Raw genomic sequence first — 20,111 nt, forward strand, 5'->3', positions numbered from 1 at the left:
CCCGCACAACCATGGAACGTGGTTCCTCGGGGCTGCAACGGCTCGTACGAGAGGTCGCCAAGTTCGGCGCCGTCGGCGGGGCCGGAATTCTCGTCAATCTCGGCGTCTTCAACCTGGTCCGGCACGTCACCGAGCTGCCGGTGGTGCGCGCGAGTGTCATAGCCACCGTCGTCGCCATCGTCTTCAACTACCTGGGCTTCCGCTACTGGACGTACCGGGACCGTGACAAGGGCGGCCGCACCCGGGAACTCACCCTGTTCCTGCTGTTCAGCGCGGTCGGCCTGGTGATCGAGAACGGTGTGCTGTACCTGGCGACCTACGGGTTCGGCTGGGACAGCCCGCTGCAGAGCAACGTCTTCAAGTTCGTCGGCATCGGCGTGGCGACGTTGTTCCGCTTCTGGTCGTACCGCAGCTGGGTCTTCAAGACGCTGCCGGCCCGTGACACGGTCGCGGACGCGGAGGCCATCCTGGAGCAGGCCGCCGACTCACGGAACCCCGGGCAACGGGTCCGCTAGCGGACCGTCGGGAGGCCGTCGTCGGGTTTGTGCTGGGGCGGCGTTCGGGAGAGGAACAGGCCGAACACCGGGGGCTGGGCCTGGAGCAGTTCGAGGCGGCCGCCGTCCGCCTCCGCGAGGTCCCGGGCGACGGCCAGCCCGATCCCGGTGGAGTTGCGGCCACTGATGGTCCGCTCGAAGATCCGGTTGCCGAGGTCGGCGGGGACCCCGGCGCCCTCGTCGGTCACCTCGACCACGGCCTGGTTGCCGGTGACCCGGGTGCGCAGCGCGACCGTGCCGCCGCCGTGCATCAGCGAGTTCTCGATGAGCGCGGCCAGTACCTGCGCCACCGCACCCGGCGTCCCCACGGCCCGCAGATGCCGTTTGCCCGAGCTGACGATCGCCCGGCCCACCCCGCGGTAGGCGGGCCGCCACTCGGCGAGCTGCTGCTGGATGACCTCGTCCAGGTCGAAGGAGACGGCGGAGCCGGTGCGCGGGTCGCGGGAGTTCGTCAGCAGCCGCTCGACGACGTCCGTGAGCCGCTCGACCTGTGTGAGCGCCACGTTCGCCTCCTCCTTCACGATGTCCGGGTCATCCGTGAGGGTGATCTCCTCAAGGCGCATGGACAGCGCGGTGAGCGGGGTGCGCAGCTGGTGGGAGGCGTCGGCGGCGAGCCGCCGCTCGGCGGTGAGCATCCGCCCGATCCGCTCGGCGGAGGAGTCCAGGACGTCGGCGACCCGGTCCAGCTCGGGAACGCCGTACCGCTTGTGGCGGGGCCGCGGGTCGCCGGAGCCCAGCCGCTCCGCGGTCTCCGCGAGGTCGGTGAGCGGGGAGGCGAGCCGGTTGGCCTGCCGGATGGCCAGCAGCACGGCGGCGATCACGGCGAGCAGCGCGACCGCCGCGATGATCAGCAGCGTACGGCCGACCTCCCGGGTCACCGTGGAGCGCGGCTCCTGGACGGTGACCGTCTCCCCCTCCTCACCGTCGGCGGTGAAGTGGATGACGTCGCCCTCGGGCTTCGTGCCGAGCTCGATCACCGGCTTCCCCGGGATCCGGATGACGGCGTACTGCTCCTTGGAGACCTGGCTGCGCAGTATCTCGGCGGTCACGTCCTCGTCCCCGAGGATCCGGCTGTCCACGATGCTGGCGAGCCGCAGCGCCTCGGAGTCGACGCGCTCCTGGGCGCTGTTGCTGATGGTCCGCGACTCGACGATCACGAGAGAGACGCCGAACACGGCGATGACGACGAGTACGACGGCGAGGGTGGACTGGATCAGACGACGACGCACGGCACTCTCCGGGAGACGACCACATCAGCACCCCGGGAGGGGGCGCGCGGCGTGACCGACCTAGCTCTTCTCGAAACGGAACCCGACGCCCCGCACGGTGGCGATGTACCGCGGGTTCGCCGCGTCGTCGCCGAGCTTCTTGCGCAGCCACGAGATGTGCATGTCGAGCGTCTTGGTGGACGACCACCACGTCGTGTCCCAGACCTCGCGCATCAGCTGGTCCCTGGTCACCACCCGGCCGGCGTCCCGCACCAGCACCCGCAGCAGGTCGAACTCCTTGGCGGTGAGCTGGAGTTCCTCGTCCCCCATCCAGGCCCGGTGCGACTCCACGTCGATGCGCACACCGTGCGTGGCCGGCGGCTGCGCGGGCTCCGTGGCGCCCCTGCGCAGCAGCGCCCGCACCCGGGCGAGCAGTTCGGCGAGCCGGAACGGCTTGGTGACGTAGTCGTCGGCGCCCGCGTCGAGACCGACGACGGTGTCCACCTCGTCGGCCCGTGCGGTCAGGATGAGGATCGGCACGGCGTGGCCCTCGGCCCGCAGCCGGCGCGCGACCTCCAGGCCGTCCATGCCGGGCAGCCCGAGGTCCAGGACGACCAGATCGATGCCGCCCTGCATTCCGGCGTCGAGCGCGGTCGGTCCGTCCTCGCGCACCTCGACCTCGTAACCTTCCCGGCGTAGGGCGCGGGCCAGCGGCTCCGAGATGGACGCGTCGTCCTCGGCGAGCAGTACACGGGTCATGAGCTGATGGTAGACCGCTCACGCGCTGTAAAGGAGTGTGATCGGCACCCGGGATTCTTACCTTGGGGCACAGTGGTACGAACCTGTGGGTGAAGGGTGCGATCGTAGAAGGGACCTTCGAAACCCGTCCTGAGGTTCCCCCGACACCTGTGATCCGTGTCTCAAGTCCTTCCATATCCGGCAGTGTCCTGACGTAGAGTGAAGTGAACGCCTGTAGTACACCGGGGACCTTCGGCGGGCATCTCGTCGCTGAAGGTCTCTTTTGTGTGCGGGCCGGTTCGATCCGGCCCCGAAAGGTAATGACCTCTGGCCGGGCTCCGGACGCGACACAGCGTCACGGGGCGTGGATCCCGGTGGTCGCCGTCCGCCGCCCCGCGACCCGGGACGGGCTCCCCCTGGGCGTGGGGTGGACGGTCCGACCCGCCGGTGCCGGCCGCTCCCCCCACGGGCGCGCAAAGCCCCGCCGCGCGCTCCGACCAGCAAGGAACGACCATGGCGTCCAGCCTGACGAAGGACTCGGTCCGACCGGGCACCCCCGGTTCCGAGAAGACCTTCTTCGGCCACCCCCGCGGACTGGCCACTCTCTTCATGACCGAGATGTGGGAGCGATTCTCCTACTACGGCATGAAGGCCCTGCTCCCGCTGTACCTGGTCGCTCCCGGCGGCCTGCACATGAGCGCGGCCACGGCGACGGCGATCTACTCGGTGTACCTGTCGCTCGTGTACCTGCTCGCCCTGCCGGGCGGCTGGTTCGCCGACCGTGTCCTCGGCCCCCGCAAGACGGTCGCCGTCGCGGGTACGGTCATCATGCTCGGCCACCTGACGCTGGCGCTGCCCAGCGCCGGGACGTTCTTCGCGGGCCTCGGCCTGGTCGCGATCGGTTCCGGTCTGCTGAAGGCCAACATCTCCACGATGGTCGGCCACCTGTACGACGGCCCGGACGACCCGCGCCGTGACGGTGGCTTCACGCTCTTCTACATCGGCATCAACCTGGGCGCGTTCGCCGCGCCGCTGGTCATCGGCACCGTCGGCGAGAGCTACAACTGGCACCTCGGCTTCGCGCTGGCCGCGGTCGGCATGGCGCTCGGCCTCGCCCAGTTCCTGCTGGGCACCCGCCACCTGAGCTCGCGTTCGGACATCGTCCCGACGCCGCTGTCCGCCGCGGAGAAGAAGGCGACGCTGACGAAGGCCGGCCTCTGGGCCGCCGTCGCCGCGGTCTTCTACCTGGTCGTGGGTGTCTCCGGCGTCTACACGCTGAACTGGCTGCTGGTCCCGATCACGATCGCCGGTCTGCTGATCCCGGTGTTCGTCATCGCCCGCATCAAGCGGGACAAGGACCTGGACCGCGCCGAGCAGTCCAAGATGAGCGCGTACATCTGGTTCTTCGTGGCCGCCGCGGTCTTCTGGATGATCTACGACCAGGGTGGCTCGACCGTCTCCCTGTTCGCCGACGCCTCCGCGAAGAACACGATCTTCGGCTGGAACTTCCCGGTCTCCTGGTACCAGTCCGTCAACCCGGTCATGATCATGGCGTTCGCGCCGGTGTTCGCCTGGGCGTGGCTGGCGCTGGCCCGCCGCGGCAAGGAGCCGAGCACGGCCGTGAAGTTCGCCGGTGGTCTGGTGCTGATCGGTGCGTCGTTCTTCCTGTTCCTCGCGCCGCTGTCGATCGCCGACGGTGGTCACAAGGCCGCGGCGATGTGGCTGGTGGGGATCTACTTCGTGCAGACCGTGGGTGAGCTGATGCTGTCCCCGGTGGGCCTGTCCGTGACGACGAAGATGGCTCCGGCGAAGTACGCGTCCCAGATGATGGGTGTGTGGTTCCTCGCGGTGACCGCGGGTGACGCGACGACCGGGTTGCTGTCGATCGCCGGGGTCGACCTGAACAAGACGGGGATCGTGGCGCTCCAGGCGGTGCTGGCGGTGCTGGCCGGTGTGGCCGTGTGGATGTACCGCAAGAAGGTGCGCGAGCTGATGGGCGACGTGCACTGATCGTCTTGTGACGGAGGGCCACCGGGATGCTGGATCCCGGTGGCCCTCTCACGTTTTCGGCTAACGGTTGGTGGGGGCTGAGCGCGCGGTTCCCCGCGTCCCTGCGTTTCTCATCGCGTCCTTCGTCCTGGCATGAAGGTGAACACCGCGCCGCCCAGCAGGATCGCCGTGCCCGCCACCAGGCCCAGGGCCTTCAGCGCGCCGTGGCTGCTGTCGCCGGTCTCCGCGAGGCCGCCGCTGCTCGATGACGATGAGCCGCCTGAGGTCGACGTGCCGCCCGACGCCCCGCTCGCCTGCTGCGTCGTGTCCAGGGTCAGCGAGACCTCCGTCTTCGTCGGCGTGCACGTCGTGGTCGTGCCGAGGGCCTGGACCGTCAGGACGCCCGGCGACAGCGTCGACGTACCGCTCGCGCCCGGCTTGTACGTGCCCGTCAGGTCCGGGATCTCGATGGGGGCGCCGGCCTTGATCGCGGCGGAGTTGGTGGGGCCCTCCACGTGGACCGTGCCCTTGTCGGCGCCGCCGAGGACCACCTCCATCGACGGCTTCACCGAGTCCGCCGGGATGTCCACCGGGCTGTCCATCACCGACTTCTTGAACTGCACGGTGAGGGCGAACCCGCCGCCGTCCTTCTTGGCGTTGATCTGCACCGGCGAGGTCGCGCTCTTGTCGCCGATGGGCGTCTTGCAGGCGTAGGGGATGTCGACCTCCTTGCCCGTGAAGTCGGTCTGGCCGCTGCCCGTGCCGTCGGAGGCGGACGCCGACGCCGACGCGGAGTCGGAGGGGCTCGCGGGGCCGGAGGGTGACGTGGAGGGGGAGGCGGAGGCGGACGTGGTGTCCGTCGGGCTCGCCGAGCCGGTCGAACCGGATCCGGTCACCTCGATCGTCGCCGCCTTCGGGACCGACCCGGAAGGGGTGCACACGGTGTTCGTGCCGAACGCGTTGACCGTGTACGCGTCCGGGGTGAGCGTCACCTCGCCGGGGGACGTCAGTTTCAGCGTGCCCGTCATGTCGGACAGCACCATGTCGCCGCCCTTGGGGATCGCCGGGTTCTTCCGCGGTCCCTGCATCGCGACGTCGGCGCTCTGGGCGCCGGCCGCCTTGAGGGTGCCGGACGGCTGGACCGTGTCGGCGGGCAGGTCGATGATGTCCGGGTTCTTGGACGCGGCCTGCACGAACTTCCAGGTGACGTCGACCGTGTCGCCGACCTTGGCGGTGGCGGGCGCGGTGATCTCGACCTTCGTGGTCCCGTCGACCGGGTCGGCGACCCCGGCGGGCGGAACGCAGTGCGTCGCGTACGACACCTCGGCGGCCTGGGCGGTACCGGCGGCCGCGCCGAGCAGGACACCCGCCCCGCCGAGGACCAGAGCGGCCGCCGCCGCGCCCGCTCTGACCGGTGTCACTCTCCTTCGCATGCTCACGTGGGTCCTTTCGTGGTGGGAGTCGTGGGTGGCGTGGGAGTCGTGGGACTCGCCGGGCTGTCGTCGTGCGGTGCGGAGAGCCGACCGGCCGTCGCGCCCGGATCGTCGTCCGGGGTGAACCACGGCAGGGTCGAGGTCGTGGCGGGCCCGGGGTCGGGCGCGGGCGCGCGTCGCAGGCGGGGGACGCGGAAGGCAGGGCGTGGTGCCGCCCGGTGACCGCGGGGCGGTCGTACCCGGTCCACGACGGCCATGCCGATGCGGAAGACGGCGGTCGGTACGACCACGCAGAGCAGGAACCAGAACAGGGTCACCCCCCAGGGGCGGCCGACGCCCCAGGGCTGTTCGGCGAGGGTCCTGCCGTCGTACCTCAGGGAGACGGTGTAGTCGCCGTGAGCCCCCGCGGAGAGCTCGAAGGGCAGCTTGATCTCGGCCTTCCCGCCGGGCGCGAGGGTGCCGTGCCACTGCTGCTCGTCCCACTGGGGCGCGAACAGGCCGTGCGCGGTGCCCACCTGGAAGACGGGGTCCTTGAGCGGGGCCGGCCCGGCGTTGCCGATGGTGAAGACGAGGGTGCGGGAGGGCGGTGCGCCGAACCAGGTCAGCAGGCCCGAGGAGCCCTCCAGGCGGGTGTCGGTGAGCATCGAGAGGCGGCCGCCGGAGGTCGCGGCGGGCAGCGGCTTCACGGCGTGTCCGGCGACCTGGAAGGCGGCGTCCGCGTCGGCCGTGGCGCCGGTCACGGTGGCCACGTGGACGACGCAGGGGCAGGGCACCGGCGGCTCGGCGACCGGGAGTTGCTTGCTGAAGCGGCCGTCCGCGTCGGTGGTGACGGCCCGTCCGGCGGAGTTGGCGCAGGAGTTGGTGCCGCCGGTCACGCCCCGGGCGGGGGTGGCCTGGCCGCAGATCAGCATCATCAGCAGGGTGCCCGGACGCCAGCCGGTGCCGCTGACGGTGACGGAACCGCCGGTGCCCGCCTGCGCCGTGGACACCTTGACGGCCGGCCCGTCGGCGGCGGCAGCCGCCAGGGGGGGCATCAGCAGCGCGAACACCGCCGCCAGTACCGGGAACGCTCGCGCCCTCACCTCGCTGCTCCCGTCAACTCGACGTCCGGGGAAGGGGGTTCGGCCACCGGTTCGGCACGGCGCCCGCGCAGTCGTACGACGGTCGCGGCGGCCGCCGCCGTCAGCGCGGCCGTGGTGCCCGCCACCGCACCCCAGGGCACGAAGTGGGCCCGGGTGCTCGCCGTGGCGTGCGCGCCGTCGGCCGCCGTCGCCGTCAGCCGGACGTGGACGGCGTCCAGCGCGGGCCGGCCGGGCCACGGCTCGCTCAGTTCGGTGCGGGTGCCGGGGGCGAGGCGGACCGGGAGGGTGCGCGGGGCGCGGTCCACGAGGACCCGGCCGAAGATCCCGTCGGCGTGCACCGCGAGCTTCGGTACGAGGGTGGTCGTACCGCGGTTGACCAGCTCGTAGGTGATGCGGTCGCCGTGGACGGCCAGGTGTTCGACGGTCAGGGCCGTCAGGGCGGGGCCGCCGACGCGCAGCCGGATGCGGACGGCGGCGGTGCGGCCGTCGGCGTCCCGCGCGACGAGGGTGCCGGAGCGGTCGCCGGGGGCCGCGTCCGCCGGGACGGTCACCGTGAAGGGGACGTCGGCACGGGTGCGGGCCGGGACGCGGACGCTGCGCTCGGCGAGGGTGACCGGGACCCCGGTACCAGTCAGCCGTACCGTCACCGGGTGCCGGCCGGGGTTGGTCACCGACACGGTGTCCTGGAGAACCGCCCCCGGGACGCCCTCGGCGTAGAAGGAGGGCCGCCCACCGCCCCCGGGCCCGGCCGACCACCCCCCGGCCGCCGCCGCACGCGGAGCGACGAGGAGCAGCACCGTCCCGGCGAGCCCGAGAACCCAGAGGGCCATCCGGGCAGGACGGGCGGGGCCCGCGGTACTGATGAGGGAACCGGGGCGCCCGGTACGGATGGGAGGCCTGGGGCGTGCGGAGCGGGTGGGTGGCATGCGCGGCTCCAGCGGTCGGACCCGGTGGGTCAGCGGCGGGCGGTCTGGTTCCGCCGGGTCAGCCAGAGGGTGCCGGCCGCGCCCGCGAGCAGCACGGTCCCGCCGAGGGTGCCCAGCGCGACGAACGAGTCCTCGGGGCCGGTCTTGGGGAGGGTGCCGCCGGAGTCGGTGCCCGTGCCGCCGGACGAGGAGCCGGAGCTGCTCGAACCACCGCTCGAACCTCCGCTCGAACCGCTGCCCGACCCACCGCTCGAACCGCTGCCCGACGCCGTCACGTCGAGGGTCAGGGCGGGTCCGGGGTTGTTGGTGGGGTTGCACTTCGTCGTCGTGCCGAGCGCCTTGATGACGAGCGTGCCCGGGGTGAAGGTCACCTTGCCGGACTTCTTCGGGGTGTAGGTGCCGCTCAGGTCGCTGATCTTGATCGGGGTGTTGGCGGGGATCGCGGCCTGGTTGGCGGGGCCGGTGACGTTCAGGGTCCCGGTCTCGGCGCCGCCGAGCGTGATGGTGGCGCTCGGGCTCATCGCGCCCTTGCCGAGTTCCACGGGACTGGAGGAGACGCCCTTCTGCCAGGACATGGTGATCGAGTAGCCGCTGCCGCTGCGGACGCCCTTGATGTCGATCGGGGAGACCGCGCTCTTCTGGCCGATCGGCGTCTGGCACTGGTAGTCGACGTCGACGACGGTGGCGTGCGCGGCCGGGGCGGCCAGCAGTACCGCCGAGCCGGCCAGGGCGGCGGCGGACGCGAGCGCGGCGGTTCGTTGGGAGGACGGCACGGTCCACCTCGTTCCTGACGGCGTATCAGATGGGCCGTCAAGGTACGCCGGGGCTCAAGAGGAGGGAAGAGAAAGGGCGTGGCGGAAGTGTGGGGATGCCGACGGAACGGAACTCCCTACGCCGGCGCCCCGAGTTCCGCCCAGACGGTCTTCCCGGCCGCCCCCGGCGTCCGTATGACCCCCCAGTCGAGACACAGCCGCTGCACGATGAACATCCCGTGCCCCCCGGGCCGCCCCGCGCGGTGCGGGGTACGCGGCGCGGGCTGGCCGTTCCCCCGGTCCGACACCTCCACCCGGATCACCTTGTTGTCGCAGGACAGGAACAGCTCGTCGGGCCCCTCGGCATGCAGACAGGCGTTGGTGACCAGCTCGGAGACCACGAGCAGCACGTCCTCCGCGGCGGCTCTGCGGTCGGCGGTGGCGGCCGGCAGCCACCCCCACGCGTACAGCGCGTCGCGGGTGAAGTCGCGGGCGAGCGGCACCACCCCGCTCTCCCCTTCGAGGCGCACACTGCGGACCTGACGACCCCCCGGCGAGGCGGGCGGCACACCGGACGCCGCCGTCTCGGACACCCCGGAAGCGCCGCTGGGCTCCGGGCCGCGGTCGCCCGGCGGGTAAGGCCGGGTGGTGCTCATCAGCGCTTCACCTCACCGTTTCACCGGTTCACGATTCAGAATTCGCGTTCTTGCAGTTTCGTACGGTCCTGTCGGCCTGATTCACCCGGGCGTGCCCGGGCCGGGCGCCGACAGATCCAGAATCACTCCTGCCCGACCGATCGGCGGGAACACCCCCCGGTTCCGGACGGCAGGGTCAGGACTCAGCCCTCGCCGTCGGTCTCGCCGTCGGGCCCGTCGGCCAGAGCCGCCGCCACGGAGTCGTGGACGGTGAAGACCGCCTCGGCCCCGGTGATCTCGAAGACCCGGGCGACGACGGGTTGCATCGAGGCGAGGTGCACCCCGCCGCCCGCCGCCTCGGCCCGCAGCCTGGTGCCGAGCAGCACGTTCAGCCCGGTCGAGTCGCAGAACTCAAGGCGTGAGCAGTCCACGACGAGGCGTGAGAAACCCTTGTCGAGGAGATCGTCGAGTGGCTCGCGCAACAGATCCGCGGTGTGGTGATCGAGCTCACCAGCCGGAATCACCACGGCGCTCGAACCCTCTTCCCGCACCTCCACCAGAAGCCGGCCCGACTGTGCGCTGCCGACCGTCCCGTGGTCCATTGCCGTCTCTCTCCCGAGGTTGTGACCGCTTTGTCATCGCCTGACCGATGCCTGACGATGATCGCCGATGTCCGCCGAACGCCTTGCCGACGCCCTCGAACATTACGCCTTCTCCACGGACTCCGACACCCGAACAACCCCCTCGAACTGGACAAATCACAATAGAACGGACTTGCGATCGGCTCGACGGAGCGGGTAGGGCTAGTACCGACACCTGAACCGACACGGCCGGCTTTGGAGGCGCCGCACACCGCAGTGCACGGACGGCTTCGGCAGCCTTATGCCGAGAACGATGGAGGACACCATGTCACCCCGGCTCGACGCCTCGCATACCCGGACGGCGACGTCGACACCCCCACCGGAACAACTGGATGCCATCGAGGGACTGATCGCGGACCTGCCCGAGATCCCCCCTTACGACGAGGTCGACGCGGTCGACGCGCGCGCCTTGTCCAAGACCCTCTTCGAGCGGCTGGAGTCGCTGGAGGAAGGCACGTACGAGTACTCGTACGTGCGCAACACGCTCGTCGAGCTGAACCTCGCGCTGGTCAAGTTCGCCGCCTCCCGGTTCCGCTCCCGCAGTGAGCCGATGGAGGACATCATCCAGGTCGGCACCATCGGCCTGATCAAGGCGATCGACCGCTTCGAACTGTCCCGCGGCGTCGAGTTCCCCACCTTCGCGATGCCGACGATCATCGGCGAGATCAAGCGTTTCTTCCGCGACACGTCGTGGTCGGTACGGGTCCCGCGCCGCCTCCAGGAACTGCGGCTCGACCTGGCCAAGGCGGGCGACGAACTGGCCCAGAAGCTGGACCGCTCCCCCACCGTCGCGGAACTCGCGGAACGCCTCGGCATCTCGAAGGAAGAGGTGGTCGAGGGCATGGCGGCCGCCAACGCGTACACCGCCTCCTCCCTGGACGCCCAGCCCGACGAGGACGACTCCGAGGGCGCGCTGGCGGACCGGATCGGGTACGAGGACCACGGCCTGGAGGGCATCGAGTACATCGAGTCCCTCAGGCCGCTGATCGCCGAGCTCCCCTCCCGGGACCGCAGGATCCTCTCGCTGCGCTTCGTGGCGGGTCTGACCCAGTCGGAGATCGGCGAGGAACTCGGCATCTCCCAGATGCACGTGTCCCGGCTGCTGTCCCGGACCCTGGTCCGGCTGCGCAAGGCGCTGACGCTGGACGAGTAGGACCGACGGCCGCCCGCCCGAAGCCTGCCCGACGCCCGCCCGCCCGCCGGCCGACCACGGCCGCGGGCTGCGGGCTGTGGGCCGCGGGTGCTCTCCGCGCGCGTGGCAGTACAGCACGCAGCACGTGCAGCCCGTGCGGCACTTTCGGCAAAGGCGCCCCGCTGCCCCCGCGCACCCTCCAGACTGGCCGGTACGTCAGGAAGGGACGCGGCACCGAGGGGTGAGGCATGACACCAGGCGACCCTAATCCACCGGACACGCGCCTGACCGAACTCCTGCGCGCCCCCAGCGCCACCGCCTATCCGGCCCTCCAGGAACTCCGCTCCCGCCACCACCCCGCGGTCCTCGCGTACGCCCGGCACTCCACGACCGGCGACGCGGCGGCCCGCCGGCTCACCGCGGAGACCTTCACCGGCGCCGCCCGCGACATCGCCCGCGGCGCCGAGCCGGTCGTACCCCTGCGCCACCATCTGCTCCTGCTGACCGCACGGCTGGCCGCCGCCTGGGCGCACGACGAACGCGCCGCCGCCCTCGATCCGGCCCTGCTGCTGGTCCTGAACTCCACGGGCGCTTCCGGGCCGCCCGTCCCGCCCCTGCTCACGGCGTTCCAGACCCTCCCGTCGCGCGCCCAGGGCCTGCTCTGGTACGGCGTGCTGGACCAGGAGCCCACCGCCCGGACCGCCGCCCACCTCGGCCTGACCCCCGAGGACGTCCGGTACGGCGTCCCGCCCGCCCTCCAGTCGTTGGCGCAGGCATGCCTCCGCGTCCGGCTGGCCGCCTCCGACGACCCGCGCTGCGCCGACTTCCGCCGGCTCATCGCGGAGGCGGTCCGTCCGGAGAACCCCCGCCACAGCGCCGACCTGCACGCCCACATGACCCACTGCCCGCACTGCACGGCGGCGTTCGAGGACGTCGTCGCGCTCCGCGACACCCCGCGCGAGGCGCTGGCGGAGGGGCTGCTGCCGTGGGGCGGTGCGGCGTACGCACGCCGGCACCCCGCCCCGGCGCCGCCCGCCGAGCCCGGGCCGCGGGGCGGGCGGCGCCCTTCCCGCCGTCGGCTGCTGCTCGCCTCGGCGGCCCTGGGCGTGGCCCTCGTGCCGCTGCTGCTCCTGCTCCTCGACCGTCCGGCCGCGCCCCCCCGGGGTCCGGTGGCCGCGGCCCCGCCCGCCGCGACCCCACGGGTGACGGTGACGGCGACCGTCTCCCCCGCACCGTTTTCCCCCGCGCCCGCCCGTCCGTCCCCCAGACCGACCCCGACGCGATCCGCGTCCGCCCCGCCCGCGTCCCGGTCCCCCTCCCCCGCCCCGAAGCCGCCGGGCGGCGCCTACGCCCAGGTCGTGAACGCCGCCACCGGCCGCTGCCTGGACGTGCGCGACGCCGACTTCGACAACGGCACCGACGTGGTCACCGCCTCCTGCTCCGGCGCCGCCTCCCAGCGCTGGCGGGTGGACACCGGCCGAGGTGTCGTGCAGTCGGCCGCGGATCCCGACTTCTGCCTGGACAGCCGGGGCTCGGTCGACAAGGGCGTCGGCATCTGGCAGTGCTCCTCGGTGGACGGCGACCACGGCGCCAACCTCCGCTTCACCGTCGACCCGGACGGCACGATCCGCCCGGCCGTCGCCGTCGGCACGGCCCTCACCCCGAACGGAGACGACCGCCTCACCCTCGCCCCGACGGACGACAGCACGGCCCAGCGCTGGCAGGCGGGAGCCGCCTGAGATCGCACGGCCGAGACCGTGGACCGGCATCAGGAAGCCCGGCGCGACCTCCTCAGGAAGCGGGAGGCCGAGGTGCGCCGCGAGAACGGCCGGACCAGCGGTCCGGTCACGTCACCCGCACGCCCCGCCGCCACACCGCCCCGACCAGGGGGACGCCCGGGCGGTAGGCGAGGTGGACGTGGCTGGGGGCGTCGAGGAGGAGGAGGTCGGCGCGGGCGCCGGGGGCGAGGCGGCCGATGTCGTCGCGGCGCAGGGCCGCCGCGCCGCCCGCCGTGGCCGACCAGACCGCCTCGTCGGGGGTCATGCGCATGTCCCGGACGGCCAGGGCGATGCAGAAGGGGACGGAGGAGGTGTACGACGAGCCGGGGTTGCAGTCGGTGGAGAGGGCGACGGTCACGCCCGCGTCGAGGAGCCGGCGGGCGTCGGGCCACTCGGCCCGGGTGGAGAACTCGGCTCCGGGGAGCAGGGTGGCGACGGTCCGGCCCTGGGCGAGGGCGTCGACGTCCGCGTCCGTCAGGTGGGTGCAGTGGTCGGCGCTCGCCGCGTCCAGTTCCACGGCCAGCTGGACGCCGGGGCCGTAGGAGAGCTGGTTGGCGTGGATGCGGGGGGTCAGGCCCTTCGCCCGCCCGGCCGTGAGGATCGCGCGGGCCTGGTCGCCGTCGAAGGCGCCCTTCTCGCAGAAGACGTCGATCCAGCGGGCGTACGGGGCGCAGGCGTCCAGCATCTCGCCGGTGACGAGGGAGACGTAGGCGGCCGGGTCGTCCGCGTGGTCCGGGGGGACGATGTGCGCGCCGAGGTAGGTGACCTCGTCGGTGTGGGCGGCGGCGATGCGCAGGGCCCGCGCCTCGTCCTCGACCGTCAGGCCGTAGCCCGACTTGGTCTCGAAGGTGGTGGTGCCCTGGCGGAGCGCCTCGGCGAGGTGACGGGTGAGGTTCTGCTCCAGCGCCTCGTCCGTCGCCGCCCGGGTCGCCGCGACCGTGGTGCGGATGCCGCCCGCGGTGTACGGGCGGCCGGACATCCGGGCGTTGAACTCCTGGGTGCGGTCGCCCGCGAAGACCAGGTGGGAGTGGGAGTCCACGAAGCCCGGCAGCACCGCCCGGCCGCCCGCGTCGACCCGGTTGTCAGTGGCGGGTGCTTTGCTGGATTCACCGGTCCACACGACTCGGTCGCCCTCGATGACGACGGCCGCGTCCTGGACCAGACCGAGAGGGGAGTTGTCGCCGAGGGAGGGGTCGTTGGTGACCAGCGTGGCGATGTTGGTGATGGCGGTGCTGCTGCTCATGGTGTCCTCGTGGAGGGTCGTCAGGCGCGGAGGGCGTCGATCGCGTCCGCGAGTGCTGTCGGCACGTCCGGTACGAGCGTGTGCGCGCCGTCGCGTACGACGTGGCGGCCCGCGACGACCGTGTGCCGGACGTCCGCCGCGGTCGCGGCGAATACGGCGGTCTCGGCGCCCAGTCGGGGTACCGGCCCTGCCGTTCTGACCGAGTCGAGGGCGATCGTCGTCAGGTCGGCGAGCATGCCGGTCCCGATGGCGCCGGCGTCGTCCCAGCCGAGGGCGGCGTGGCCGTCGGCGGAGGCGGCGCGCAGCAGTGCGGCGGCCGTCCAGTGGCCCCTGGTGCGGGTGCGCAGCCGCTCGTTCAGTTCCATGGCGCGCGCCTCTTCGAGCAGGTCGATGACGGCGTGGCTGTCGGAGCCGAGGGAGAGCGGGGAGCCCGCGCGCTGGAGGGCGACGGCGGGTCCGATGCCGTCGGCCAGGTCCCGTTCGGTCGTCGGGCACATGCAGGTGCCGGTCCCGCTGCCGCCGAGCAGGGCGATGTCCTCGTCGGTGAGGTGGGTGTTGTGGACGCCGGTGGTGCGCGGGCCGAGGACGCCGTGGTCGGCGAGCAGCCGGGTGGGGGTGACGCCGTGGGCGGCCAGGCAGGCGTCGTTCTCCGCGGTCTGCTCGGACAGGTGCACGTGCAGCGGGGCCCGCCGTTCCTCGGCCCAGCCGGCCACGGTCGCCAACTGCTCGGCGGGCACCGCCCGTACGGAGTGGATCGCCGCTCCGATCCGTGCGTGATCCCGTTCCTTGAGAACTGAACAGCGTTCGGCCCACGCCTGTGCGCTGCCGTCGGAGAAGCGCAGCTGGTGGGTGTTGGGCGGCTCGCCGCCGCGCCGGTTCGAGATGCCCGAGGACAGGTAGGCGGTGTCGAGGAGGGTGATCCTGATGCCGGCGTCGGCGGCGGCCGCGATCAGTGCCTCGCCCATGGCGTTGGGGTCGGTGTAGCGGGTGCCGCCGGGGGCGTGGTGGACGTAGTGGAACTCGCCGACGCAGGCGACGCCCGCCAGCGCCATCTCGGCGTACACCGCGCGGGCGAGCGCGTGGTAGGTGTCCGGGGTCAGCCTGTCGGCGAAGGAGTACATGAGTTCGCGCCAGGTCCAGAAGGTCCCGGAGCCGACCTGGACCGTGCCGCGCAGGGCCCGGTGGAAGGCGTGCGAGTGGGCGTTGGCCAGGCCGGGGAGGGTGAGGCCGCGCAGCACCTCGGCGCCGGGCGGCGGGGCGGCCACCTGGGTCCGCACCGCCGTGATCCGTCCGTCGGCCACCTCCACGGTGACGCCGGGCTCGACGTTCGTGTCCAGCCAGGCGTACTCCAACCAGTACGTCGTCCGTGTCGTCACGCGCGGACCAGCCCTTCCAGTACGTCGGCGAGCGCGTTCACCCCGGCCACGCAGTCGTCCTCGGCCGCGAACTCGGCCGGGGAGTGCGAGACGCCGGTGGGGTTGCGTACGAACAGCATGGCGGTCGGGATGCTCCCGGAGAGGATCCCGGCGTCGTGTCCCGCGCCGGTGCCCAGGACGGGCACGGTGAGACCGGTGTCCTTGCCGAGGATGCGGCCGAGTTCGTCGCGCAGGGCGTGGTCGAACTCGACGACGGGGGTGAAGGACTCCCGGACGACGTCGAGGTCGATGCCGTGGGCCCGCGCGTACTCCCGGGCCGCCTGCTCGATGCCGCCGACGACGGTGTCGAGGGTGGCCTGGTCGGCGGCGCGGGAGTCGAGCCAGCCGCGCACCAGGGAGGGGATGGCGTTGACGCCGTTGGGCTCGACGGCGATCTTGCCGAAGGTGGCGACCGCACCGGCGAGTTCGGCCTCGCGGCGGGCGGCGAGCACGGTCTCGGCGTACGACAGCATGGGGTCGCGCCGGTCGGCCAGCCGGGTGGTGCCCGCGTGGTTGGCCTCGCCCCGGAAGTCGAACCGCCAGCGTCCGTGCGGCCAGATGGCGCTGGCGATGCCGACCCGGTCGCCGGACAGGTCCAGCGCCCGGCCCTGCTCCACGTGCAGTTCGACGAAGGCACCGATGCGGGCGAGCCGCTCGGGGTCGGCGCCGATGGCGTCGGGGTCGTGACCGGCGGCCTGCATGGCGCGCGGCAGCGTGACCCCGTCGGCGTCGGTCAGGCGGTGCGCCTGCTCGACGGTGAGCTGTCCGGCGGTGAGCCGTGAGCCGACGCAGGCGAGCCCGAACCGGGCGCCCTCCTCGTCGCCGAAGTTGACGATGGCGAGGGGCCTGGTGAACTCAACGCCGCGTGCGCGCAGTTCGTCGAGCGCGGCGAAGGAGGACACGACACCGAGGGGGCCGTCGAAGGCGCCGCCGTCCGGCACGGAGTCCAGGTGCGACCCGGTGACGACGGCGTCCCCGGCGGTGGGGTCCCCGAGCCAGGCCCACTGGTTCCCGTTCCGGTCGACCTCGTGGACGAGCCCGCGCGCCTCGGCCTGCTCCTGGAACCAGGCCCGGCACTCGGCGTCGGCCCCGGTCCAGGCGAACCGCCGGTAGCCACGGGACTCGGCGTGCCTGCCGACGGGGAGCAGCTCACGCCACATCTCGTGGAAGGAGGCGCCACTTCGCACCGCCCGCGCCCCTTCGTCCCGCGCCGCCGGACCCGCCCCCGGCGACGAGAGCCCGGCCCCGGCCGAGGGGTCCCCGCTCAGTGTCACGCCGACTCACCTTCGCGCATCGGCACCCGCACGCCCCGCTGGTCGGCGACCGACTCCGCGGTGTCGTACCCGGCGTCCACGTGCCGGATCACGCCCATGCCGGGGTCGTTGGTCAGGACCCGGCGGATCTTCTCGCCGGCGAGCTTCGTGCCGTCGGCGACCGTGACCTGGCCCGCGTGGATGGACCGGCCCATGCCGACCCCGCCGCCGTGGTGGATGGAGACCCAGGACGCGCCCGAGGCCACGTTCACCATCGCGTTCAGCAGCGGCCAGTCGGCGATCGCGTCGGAGCCGTCCAGCATGGCCTCGGTCTCCCGGTAGGGGGAGGCCACGGAGCCGCAGTCGAGGTGGTCGCGGCCGATCGCCAGCGGTGCCGCCAGCTCCCCGCTCGCCACCATGTCGTTGAAGCGCTCGCCGGCCTTGTCCCGCTCGCCGTAGCCGAGCCAGCAGATTCGCGCGGGCAGGCCCTGGAAGTGGACCCGCTCACCGGCCAGCTTGATCCAGCGGGCGAGGGACTCGTTCTCCGGGAAGAGGTCGAGGATCGCCTTGTCCGTCTTGGCGATGTCGGCGGGGTCGCCGGACAGGGCGGCCCAGCGGAAGGGGCCCTTGCCCTCGCAGAAGAGCGGCCGGATGTAGGCGGGGACGAAGCCGGGGAAGGCGAACGCCCGCTCGTAGCCCGCGAGCTGCGCCTCGCCGCGGATGGAGTTGCCGTAGTCGAAGACCTCGGCGCCGGCGTCCAGGAAGCCGACCATGGCCTCGACGTGCTTCGCCATGGACTCGCGGGCGCGGGTGGTGAAGCCGGCCGGGTCCTTGGCCGCGGCGTCGGCCATGTCCTCGAAGGCCACGCCGACCGGCAGGTAGGACAGCGGGTCGTGCGCGGAGGTCTGGTCGGTGACGATGTCGATGGGGGCGCCCTCGGCGAGCATCCGCGGCAGCAGCTCGGCGGCGTTGCCCAGCAGGCCGATGGAGAGCGGGCGGCGGGCGTCCCGGGCCTCGGTGGCCAGCTGGAGGGCGTGCTCCAGGCTGTCGGCCTTCACGTCGAGGTAACGGTGCTCGATGCGGCGTTCGATGGCACGCGGGTCGCAGTCGATGCAGATCGCGACGCCGTCGTTCATGGTGACCGCGAGGGGCTGGGCGCCGCCCATGCCGCCGAGGCCGGCGGTGAGGGTGATCGTGCCGGCGAGGGTGCCGTTGAACTTCTTCGCGGCGACGGCGGCGAAGGTCTCGTAGGTGCCCTGGAGGATGCCCTGGGTGCCGATGTAGATCCAGGAGCCGGCGGTCATCTGGCCGTACATGGTCAGGCCGAGGGCCTCCAGGCGGCGGAACTCCTCCCAGTTGGCCCAGTCGCCGACGAGGTTGGAGTTGGCGATGAGCACGCGCGGGGCCCACTCGTGGGTCTGCATGACACCGACCGGGCGGCCGGACTGGACCAGCATGGTCTCGTCCTGCTTGAGGGTGCGCAGGGTCCGCACCATGGCGTCGAAGGAGCGCCAGTCGCGGGCCGCCTTGCCGGTGCCGCCGTAGACGACGAGCTTGTCGGGGTGCTCGGCGACCTCGGGGTCGAGGTTGTTCTGCAGCATCCGCAGGGCGGCTTCCTGCTGCCATCCCAGGGCGCTCAGTTCCGTACCGCGCGGCGCTCGTACGGGGCGGGGTCCTGACATGGTCTGCCTCCCAGCGGATCAGGGCTCGTAGTACTGCTGTTATTCACATCCTGACTTCCTGAATAGAACTAGTCAATACATCGGTCCGCCGACACCGGCCGCACCCGGATGTTTGGCTGGACGTATGGGCCTTAAGGGTGTGGACGACGACATGTCGGGGGACGTCGTGGACGGACGCGAGGACGACGGCGGGCGGGTGGCGCGGCGGGACGACGCCGTGCGGGCCGCGGTGGCGCAGGGGCTGCTGGGGCCACGGGCGCCGATCGTGGGGCTGCTGGACGTGACGGGCATCCGCGCGTCGGCGGCGGCGCTGCGCCGGGCGTTCGCGGCGGTGGCGGCGCCGGGGACGGAGATCCTGCACGCCTTCGCGGTGAAGGCGAACCCGCTGGTGCCGGTGGTGCGGCTGCTGGCCGAGGAGGGCCTCGGCGCGGAGGTGGCCAGCGCGGGCGAACTGGCGCTGGCGCGGGCGGCCGGGGTGCCGGTGGCGCGGACGGTGTTCGACGCACCCGCGAAGACCGGGGCGGAGTTGCGCGAGGCGCTGGCGCTGGGCGTCGCCGTGAACGCGGACAACCCGCAGGAACTGGCCAGGATCGACGCCCTGCGGGACGACGGCGGCACCCGCTCGCCGCTCGGCATCCGGGTCAACCCGCAGATCGGGGCGGGGACCATCGAGGCCACGTCGACGGCCACCGCGACCTCGAAGTTCGGGGTGGGGCTGCGGGACGAGGGAGCCCGGGAGTGGGTGGTACGGGCGTTCGCGGAGCGGCCGTGGCTGACGCGCCTGCACGCGCACACCGGGTCGCAGGGGATCCCGCTGTCGCTGCTGGCGCGCGGGGTGGCGGAGACGTACGCGCTGGCCGAGGAGGTCAACGCGCGTGTCGGACGGCGGCAGATCGACACCCTGGACATCGGGGGCGGGCTGTCGGTCACCTTCGCGTCGGAGACGGCCGAGCCGACGTTCGGGCAGTACGCGCGGCTGCTCGCGGAGGTGGTGCCGGGGCTGTTCGACGGGCGGTACGGGCTGGTGACCGAGTTCGGGCGGTCGCTGCTGGCCCGGCACGGGACGGTGCTGGCCCGGGTGGAGTACGTCAAGAGCTCCGGCGGCCGGCGGATCGCGGTGACGCACGCCGGGGTGCAGGTGGCGCCGCGGACGGTGTACGTGCCGGAGGCCTGGCCGCTCAGGATCGCCGCCTACGACGGCGCGGGGCGGCCGAAGGAGGGGGCGCCGGTGGTGCAGGACGTGGCGGGGCCGGCCTGCTTCTCGGGCGACCTGCTCGCCGAGGGGCGCGCGCTGCCGCTGCTGGAGCAGGGTGACCTCGCGGCGGCGCTGGACACCGGGGCGTACTACTTCGGCAGCCACTACTCCTACAACTCCCTTGCCAGGCCGGGGGTTTACGGCTTCGTGCCGGACGGCGGCGGGGGCGTGACGTTCGCCGTCGTACGCGAGCCGCAGTCCGTCACGGAGATCGTGGCCGAATCCGGAGGGGCGCACGCCGACGCGCTCACCACCCTGCGTGCAACCGGGAGCCGTTGAGACGGCTGGGACACAGGGATCAACTGGTGCGAAAAGCAGCTCAGTTGACCAACACTAGCCTGCCGGACGCATGTTCCACTGGAAAATGCCAAACGACTCACCCCTCGCGCACACGA

At 72.5% G+C, this 20,111-nt stretch carries 17 protein-coding genes; 5 read left to right on the plus strand and 12 right to left on the minus strand.

Features of this window, described 5'->3' with window-relative positions:
- Nucleotides 1–11 precede the first annotated feature (11 nt).
- Entirely contained in the window at nt 12–515 is a 504-nt protein-coding gene (locus AB0G52_RS36250) for a GtrA family protein (RefSeq protein WP_132893876.1), read from the plus strand.
- Here the strand turns inward: AB0G52_RS36250 and AB0G52_RS36255 are convergent.
- Both AB0G52_RS36255 and AB0G52_RS36260 read right to left on the minus strand, forming a co-directional pair.
- Nucleotides 512–1,783 (minus strand): ATP-binding protein, encoded by a 1,272-nt coding sequence (locus tag AB0G52_RS36255; protein WP_132893874.1) that lies wholly within the window; start codon nt 1,781–1,783, stop codon nt 512–514. The two genes, AB0G52_RS36250 and AB0G52_RS36255, sit on opposite strands and share 4 nt — an antisense overlap.
- Nucleotides 1,784–1,843: 60 nt before the next feature.
- The gene (locus AB0G52_RS36260) at nt 1,844–2,521 is read right to left on the minus strand and encodes a response regulator transcription factor (protein ID WP_132893872.1); all 678 of its coding nucleotides are present in this window, start codon (nt 2,519–2,521) and stop codon (nt 1,844–1,846) included.
- Nucleotides 2,522–3,013: 492 nt separating this feature from the next.
- On the opposite strand from AB0G52_RS36260, the gene AB0G52_RS36265 reads away from it, so the two are divergent.
- Nucleotides 3,014–4,510, plus strand: a complete 1,497-nt coding sequence (locus AB0G52_RS36265) for an oligopeptide:H+ symporter (RefSeq protein ID WP_132893870.1) — start codon at nt 3,014–3,016, stop codon at nt 4,508–4,510.
- Between the two features lie 110 nt (nt 4,511–4,620).
- Here AB0G52_RS36265 and AB0G52_RS36270 read toward each other — a convergent pair whose 3' ends face one another.
- The 6 genes from AB0G52_RS36270 to AB0G52_RS36295 form a co-directional block, all read right to left on the minus strand.
- A complete protein-coding gene (locus tag AB0G52_RS36270) occupies nt 4,621–5,922 on the minus strand; it encodes a hypothetical protein (protein ID WP_132893868.1) in 1,302 nt (433 codons plus the stop codon).
- 2 nt (nt 5,923–5,924) lie between these two features.
- A complete protein-coding gene (locus tag AB0G52_RS36275) occupies nt 5,925–6,956 on the minus strand; it encodes a hypothetical protein (RefSeq protein ID WP_361342782.1) in 1,032 nt (343 codons plus the stop codon).
- A gap of 44 nt (nt 6,957–7,000) precedes the next feature.
- The gene (locus AB0G52_RS36280) at nt 7,001–7,834 is read right to left on the minus strand and encodes a hypothetical protein (RefSeq protein WP_361342743.1); all 834 of its coding nucleotides are present in this window, start codon (nt 7,832–7,834) and stop codon (nt 7,001–7,003) included.
- Nucleotides 7,835–7,959: 125 nt separating this feature from the next.
- Complete coding sequence (locus tag AB0G52_RS36285) at nt 7,960–8,703, minus strand: LPXTG cell wall anchor domain-containing protein (RefSeq protein ID WP_361342746.1); 744 nt, start codon at nt 8,701–8,703, stop codon at nt 7,960–7,962.
- Between the two features lie 116 nt (nt 8,704–8,819).
- Complete coding sequence (locus AB0G52_RS36290; RefSeq protein WP_132893863.1) at nt 8,820–9,338, minus strand: ATP-binding protein; 519 nt, start codon at nt 9,336–9,338, stop codon at nt 8,820–8,822.
- Nucleotides 9,339–9,520: 182 nt separating this feature from the next.
- Nucleotides 9,521–9,919, minus strand: coding sequence for an STAS domain-containing protein (locus AB0G52_RS36295; RefSeq protein ID WP_132893861.1), 399 nt, complete (start codon nt 9,917–9,919; stop codon nt 9,521–9,523).
- A gap of 304 nt (nt 9,920–10,223) precedes the next feature.
- Between AB0G52_RS36295 and AB0G52_RS36300 the strand changes: the two genes are divergently transcribed.
- Both AB0G52_RS36300 and AB0G52_RS36305 read left to right on the plus strand, forming a co-directional pair.
- On the plus strand, nt 10,224–11,111 hold the full coding sequence (locus AB0G52_RS36300) for an RNA polymerase sigma factor SigF (protein ID WP_361342750.1): 888 nt from the start codon (nt 10,224–10,226) through the stop codon (nt 11,109–11,111).
- A gap of 227 nt (nt 11,112–11,338) precedes the next feature.
- Nucleotides 11,339–12,829 (plus strand): RICIN domain-containing protein, encoded by a 1,491-nt coding sequence (locus AB0G52_RS36305; RefSeq protein ID WP_361342753.1) that lies wholly within the window; start codon nt 11,339–11,341, stop codon nt 12,827–12,829.
- Nucleotides 12,830–12,935: 106 nt separating this feature from the next.
- Here the strand turns inward: AB0G52_RS36305 and hutI are convergent, their stop codons facing one another.
- From hutI to hutU, 4 genes are all read right to left on the minus strand, one after another.
- The gene (hutI, locus tag AB0G52_RS36310; protein ID WP_132893855.1) at nt 12,936–14,111 is read right to left on the minus strand and encodes an imidazolonepropionase; all 1,176 of its coding nucleotides are present in this window, start codon (nt 14,109–14,111) and stop codon (nt 12,936–12,938) included.
- A 20-nt stretch (nt 14,112–14,131) separates the two neighbouring features.
- Nucleotides 14,132–15,487, minus strand: coding sequence for a formimidoylglutamate deiminase (locus AB0G52_RS36315; RefSeq protein WP_361342757.1), 1,356 nt, complete (start codon nt 15,485–15,487; stop codon nt 14,132–14,134).
- The gene (locus AB0G52_RS36320; protein ID WP_361342785.1) at nt 15,484–16,686 is read right to left on the minus strand and encodes an allantoate amidohydrolase; all 1,203 of its coding nucleotides are present in this window, start codon (nt 16,684–16,686) and stop codon (nt 15,484–15,486) included. Before AB0G52_RS36320 ends, AB0G52_RS36315 begins: the two co-directional genes overlap by 4 nt.
- Nucleotides 16,687–16,796: 110 nt before the next feature.
- The gene (gene hutU, locus AB0G52_RS36325; RefSeq protein WP_132893852.1) at nt 16,797–18,461 is read right to left on the minus strand and encodes a urocanate hydratase; all 1,665 of its coding nucleotides are present in this window, start codon (nt 18,459–18,461) and stop codon (nt 16,797–16,799) included.
- A 151-nt stretch (nt 18,462–18,612) separates the two neighbouring features.
- Here hutU and AB0G52_RS36330 point away from each other — a divergent pair, with 151 nt between their 5' ends.
- A complete protein-coding gene (locus AB0G52_RS36330) occupies nt 18,613–19,995 on the plus strand; it encodes a diaminopimelate decarboxylase (protein WP_361342788.1) in 1,383 nt (460 codons plus the stop codon).
- The last annotated feature ends 116 nt before the right edge of the window (nt 19,996–20,111 follow it).

The organism is Streptomyces sp. NPDC021562 (assembly GCF_040640875.1).
Lineage (GTDB): Bacteria > Actinomycetota > Actinomycetes > Streptomycetales > Streptomycetaceae > Streptomyces.

Excerpts from the sequence above, each read along its gene's own strand:
- hutI (WP_132893855.1), bottom strand. The coding sequence starts at position 14,111 with ATGAGCAGCAGCACCGCCATCACCAACATCGCCACGCTGGTCACCAAC.
- AB0G52_RS36300 (WP_361342750.1), top strand. The coding sequence starts at position 10,224 with ATGTCACCCCGGCTCGACGCCTCGCATACCCGGACGGCGACGTCGACA.
- AB0G52_RS36260 (WP_132893872.1), bottom strand. The coding sequence starts at position 2,521 with ATGACCCGTGTACTGCTCGCCGAGGACGACGCGTCCATCTCGGAGCCG.
- AB0G52_RS36275 (WP_361342782.1), bottom strand. The coding sequence starts at position 6,956 with ATGCCCCCCCTGGCGGCTGCCGCCGCCGACGGGCCGGCCGTCAAGGTG.
- AB0G52_RS36305 (WP_361342753.1), top strand. The coding sequence starts at position 11,339 with ATGACACCAGGCGACCCTAATCCACCGGACACGCGCCTGACCGAACTC.
- AB0G52_RS36250 (WP_132893876.1), top strand. The coding sequence starts at position 12 with ATGGAACGTGGTTCCTCGGGGCTGCAACGGCTCGTACGAGAGGTCGCC.
- AB0G52_RS36330 (WP_361342788.1), top strand. The coding sequence starts at position 18,613 with ATGTCGGGGGACGTCGTGGACGGACGCGAGGACGACGGCGGGCGGGTG.
- AB0G52_RS36320 (WP_361342785.1), bottom strand. The coding sequence starts at position 16,686 with ATGTGGCGTGAGCTGCTCCCCGTCGGCAGGCACGCCGAGTCCCGTGGC.
- AB0G52_RS36290 (WP_132893863.1), bottom strand. The coding sequence starts at position 9,338 with ATGAGCACCACCCGGCCTTACCCGCCGGGCGACCGCGGCCCGGAGCCC.
- AB0G52_RS36265 (WP_132893870.1), top strand. The coding sequence starts at position 3,014 with ATGGCGTCCAGCCTGACGAAGGACTCGGTCCGACCGGGCACCCCCGGT.
- AB0G52_RS36295 (WP_132893861.1), bottom strand. The coding sequence starts at position 9,919 with ATGGACCACGGGACGGTCGGCAGCGCACAGTCGGGCCGGCTTCTGGTG.
- AB0G52_RS36270 (WP_132893868.1), bottom strand. The coding sequence starts at position 5,922 with ATGCGAAGGAGAGTGACACCGGTCAGAGCGGGCGCGGCGGCGGCCGCT.
- AB0G52_RS36280 (WP_361342743.1), bottom strand. The coding sequence starts at position 7,834 with ATGGCCCTCTGGGTTCTCGGGCTCGCCGGGACGGTGCTGCTCCTCGTC.
- hutU (WP_132893852.1), bottom strand. The coding sequence starts at position 18,461 with ATGTCAGGACCCCGCCCCGTACGAGCGCCGCGCGGTACGGAACTGAGC.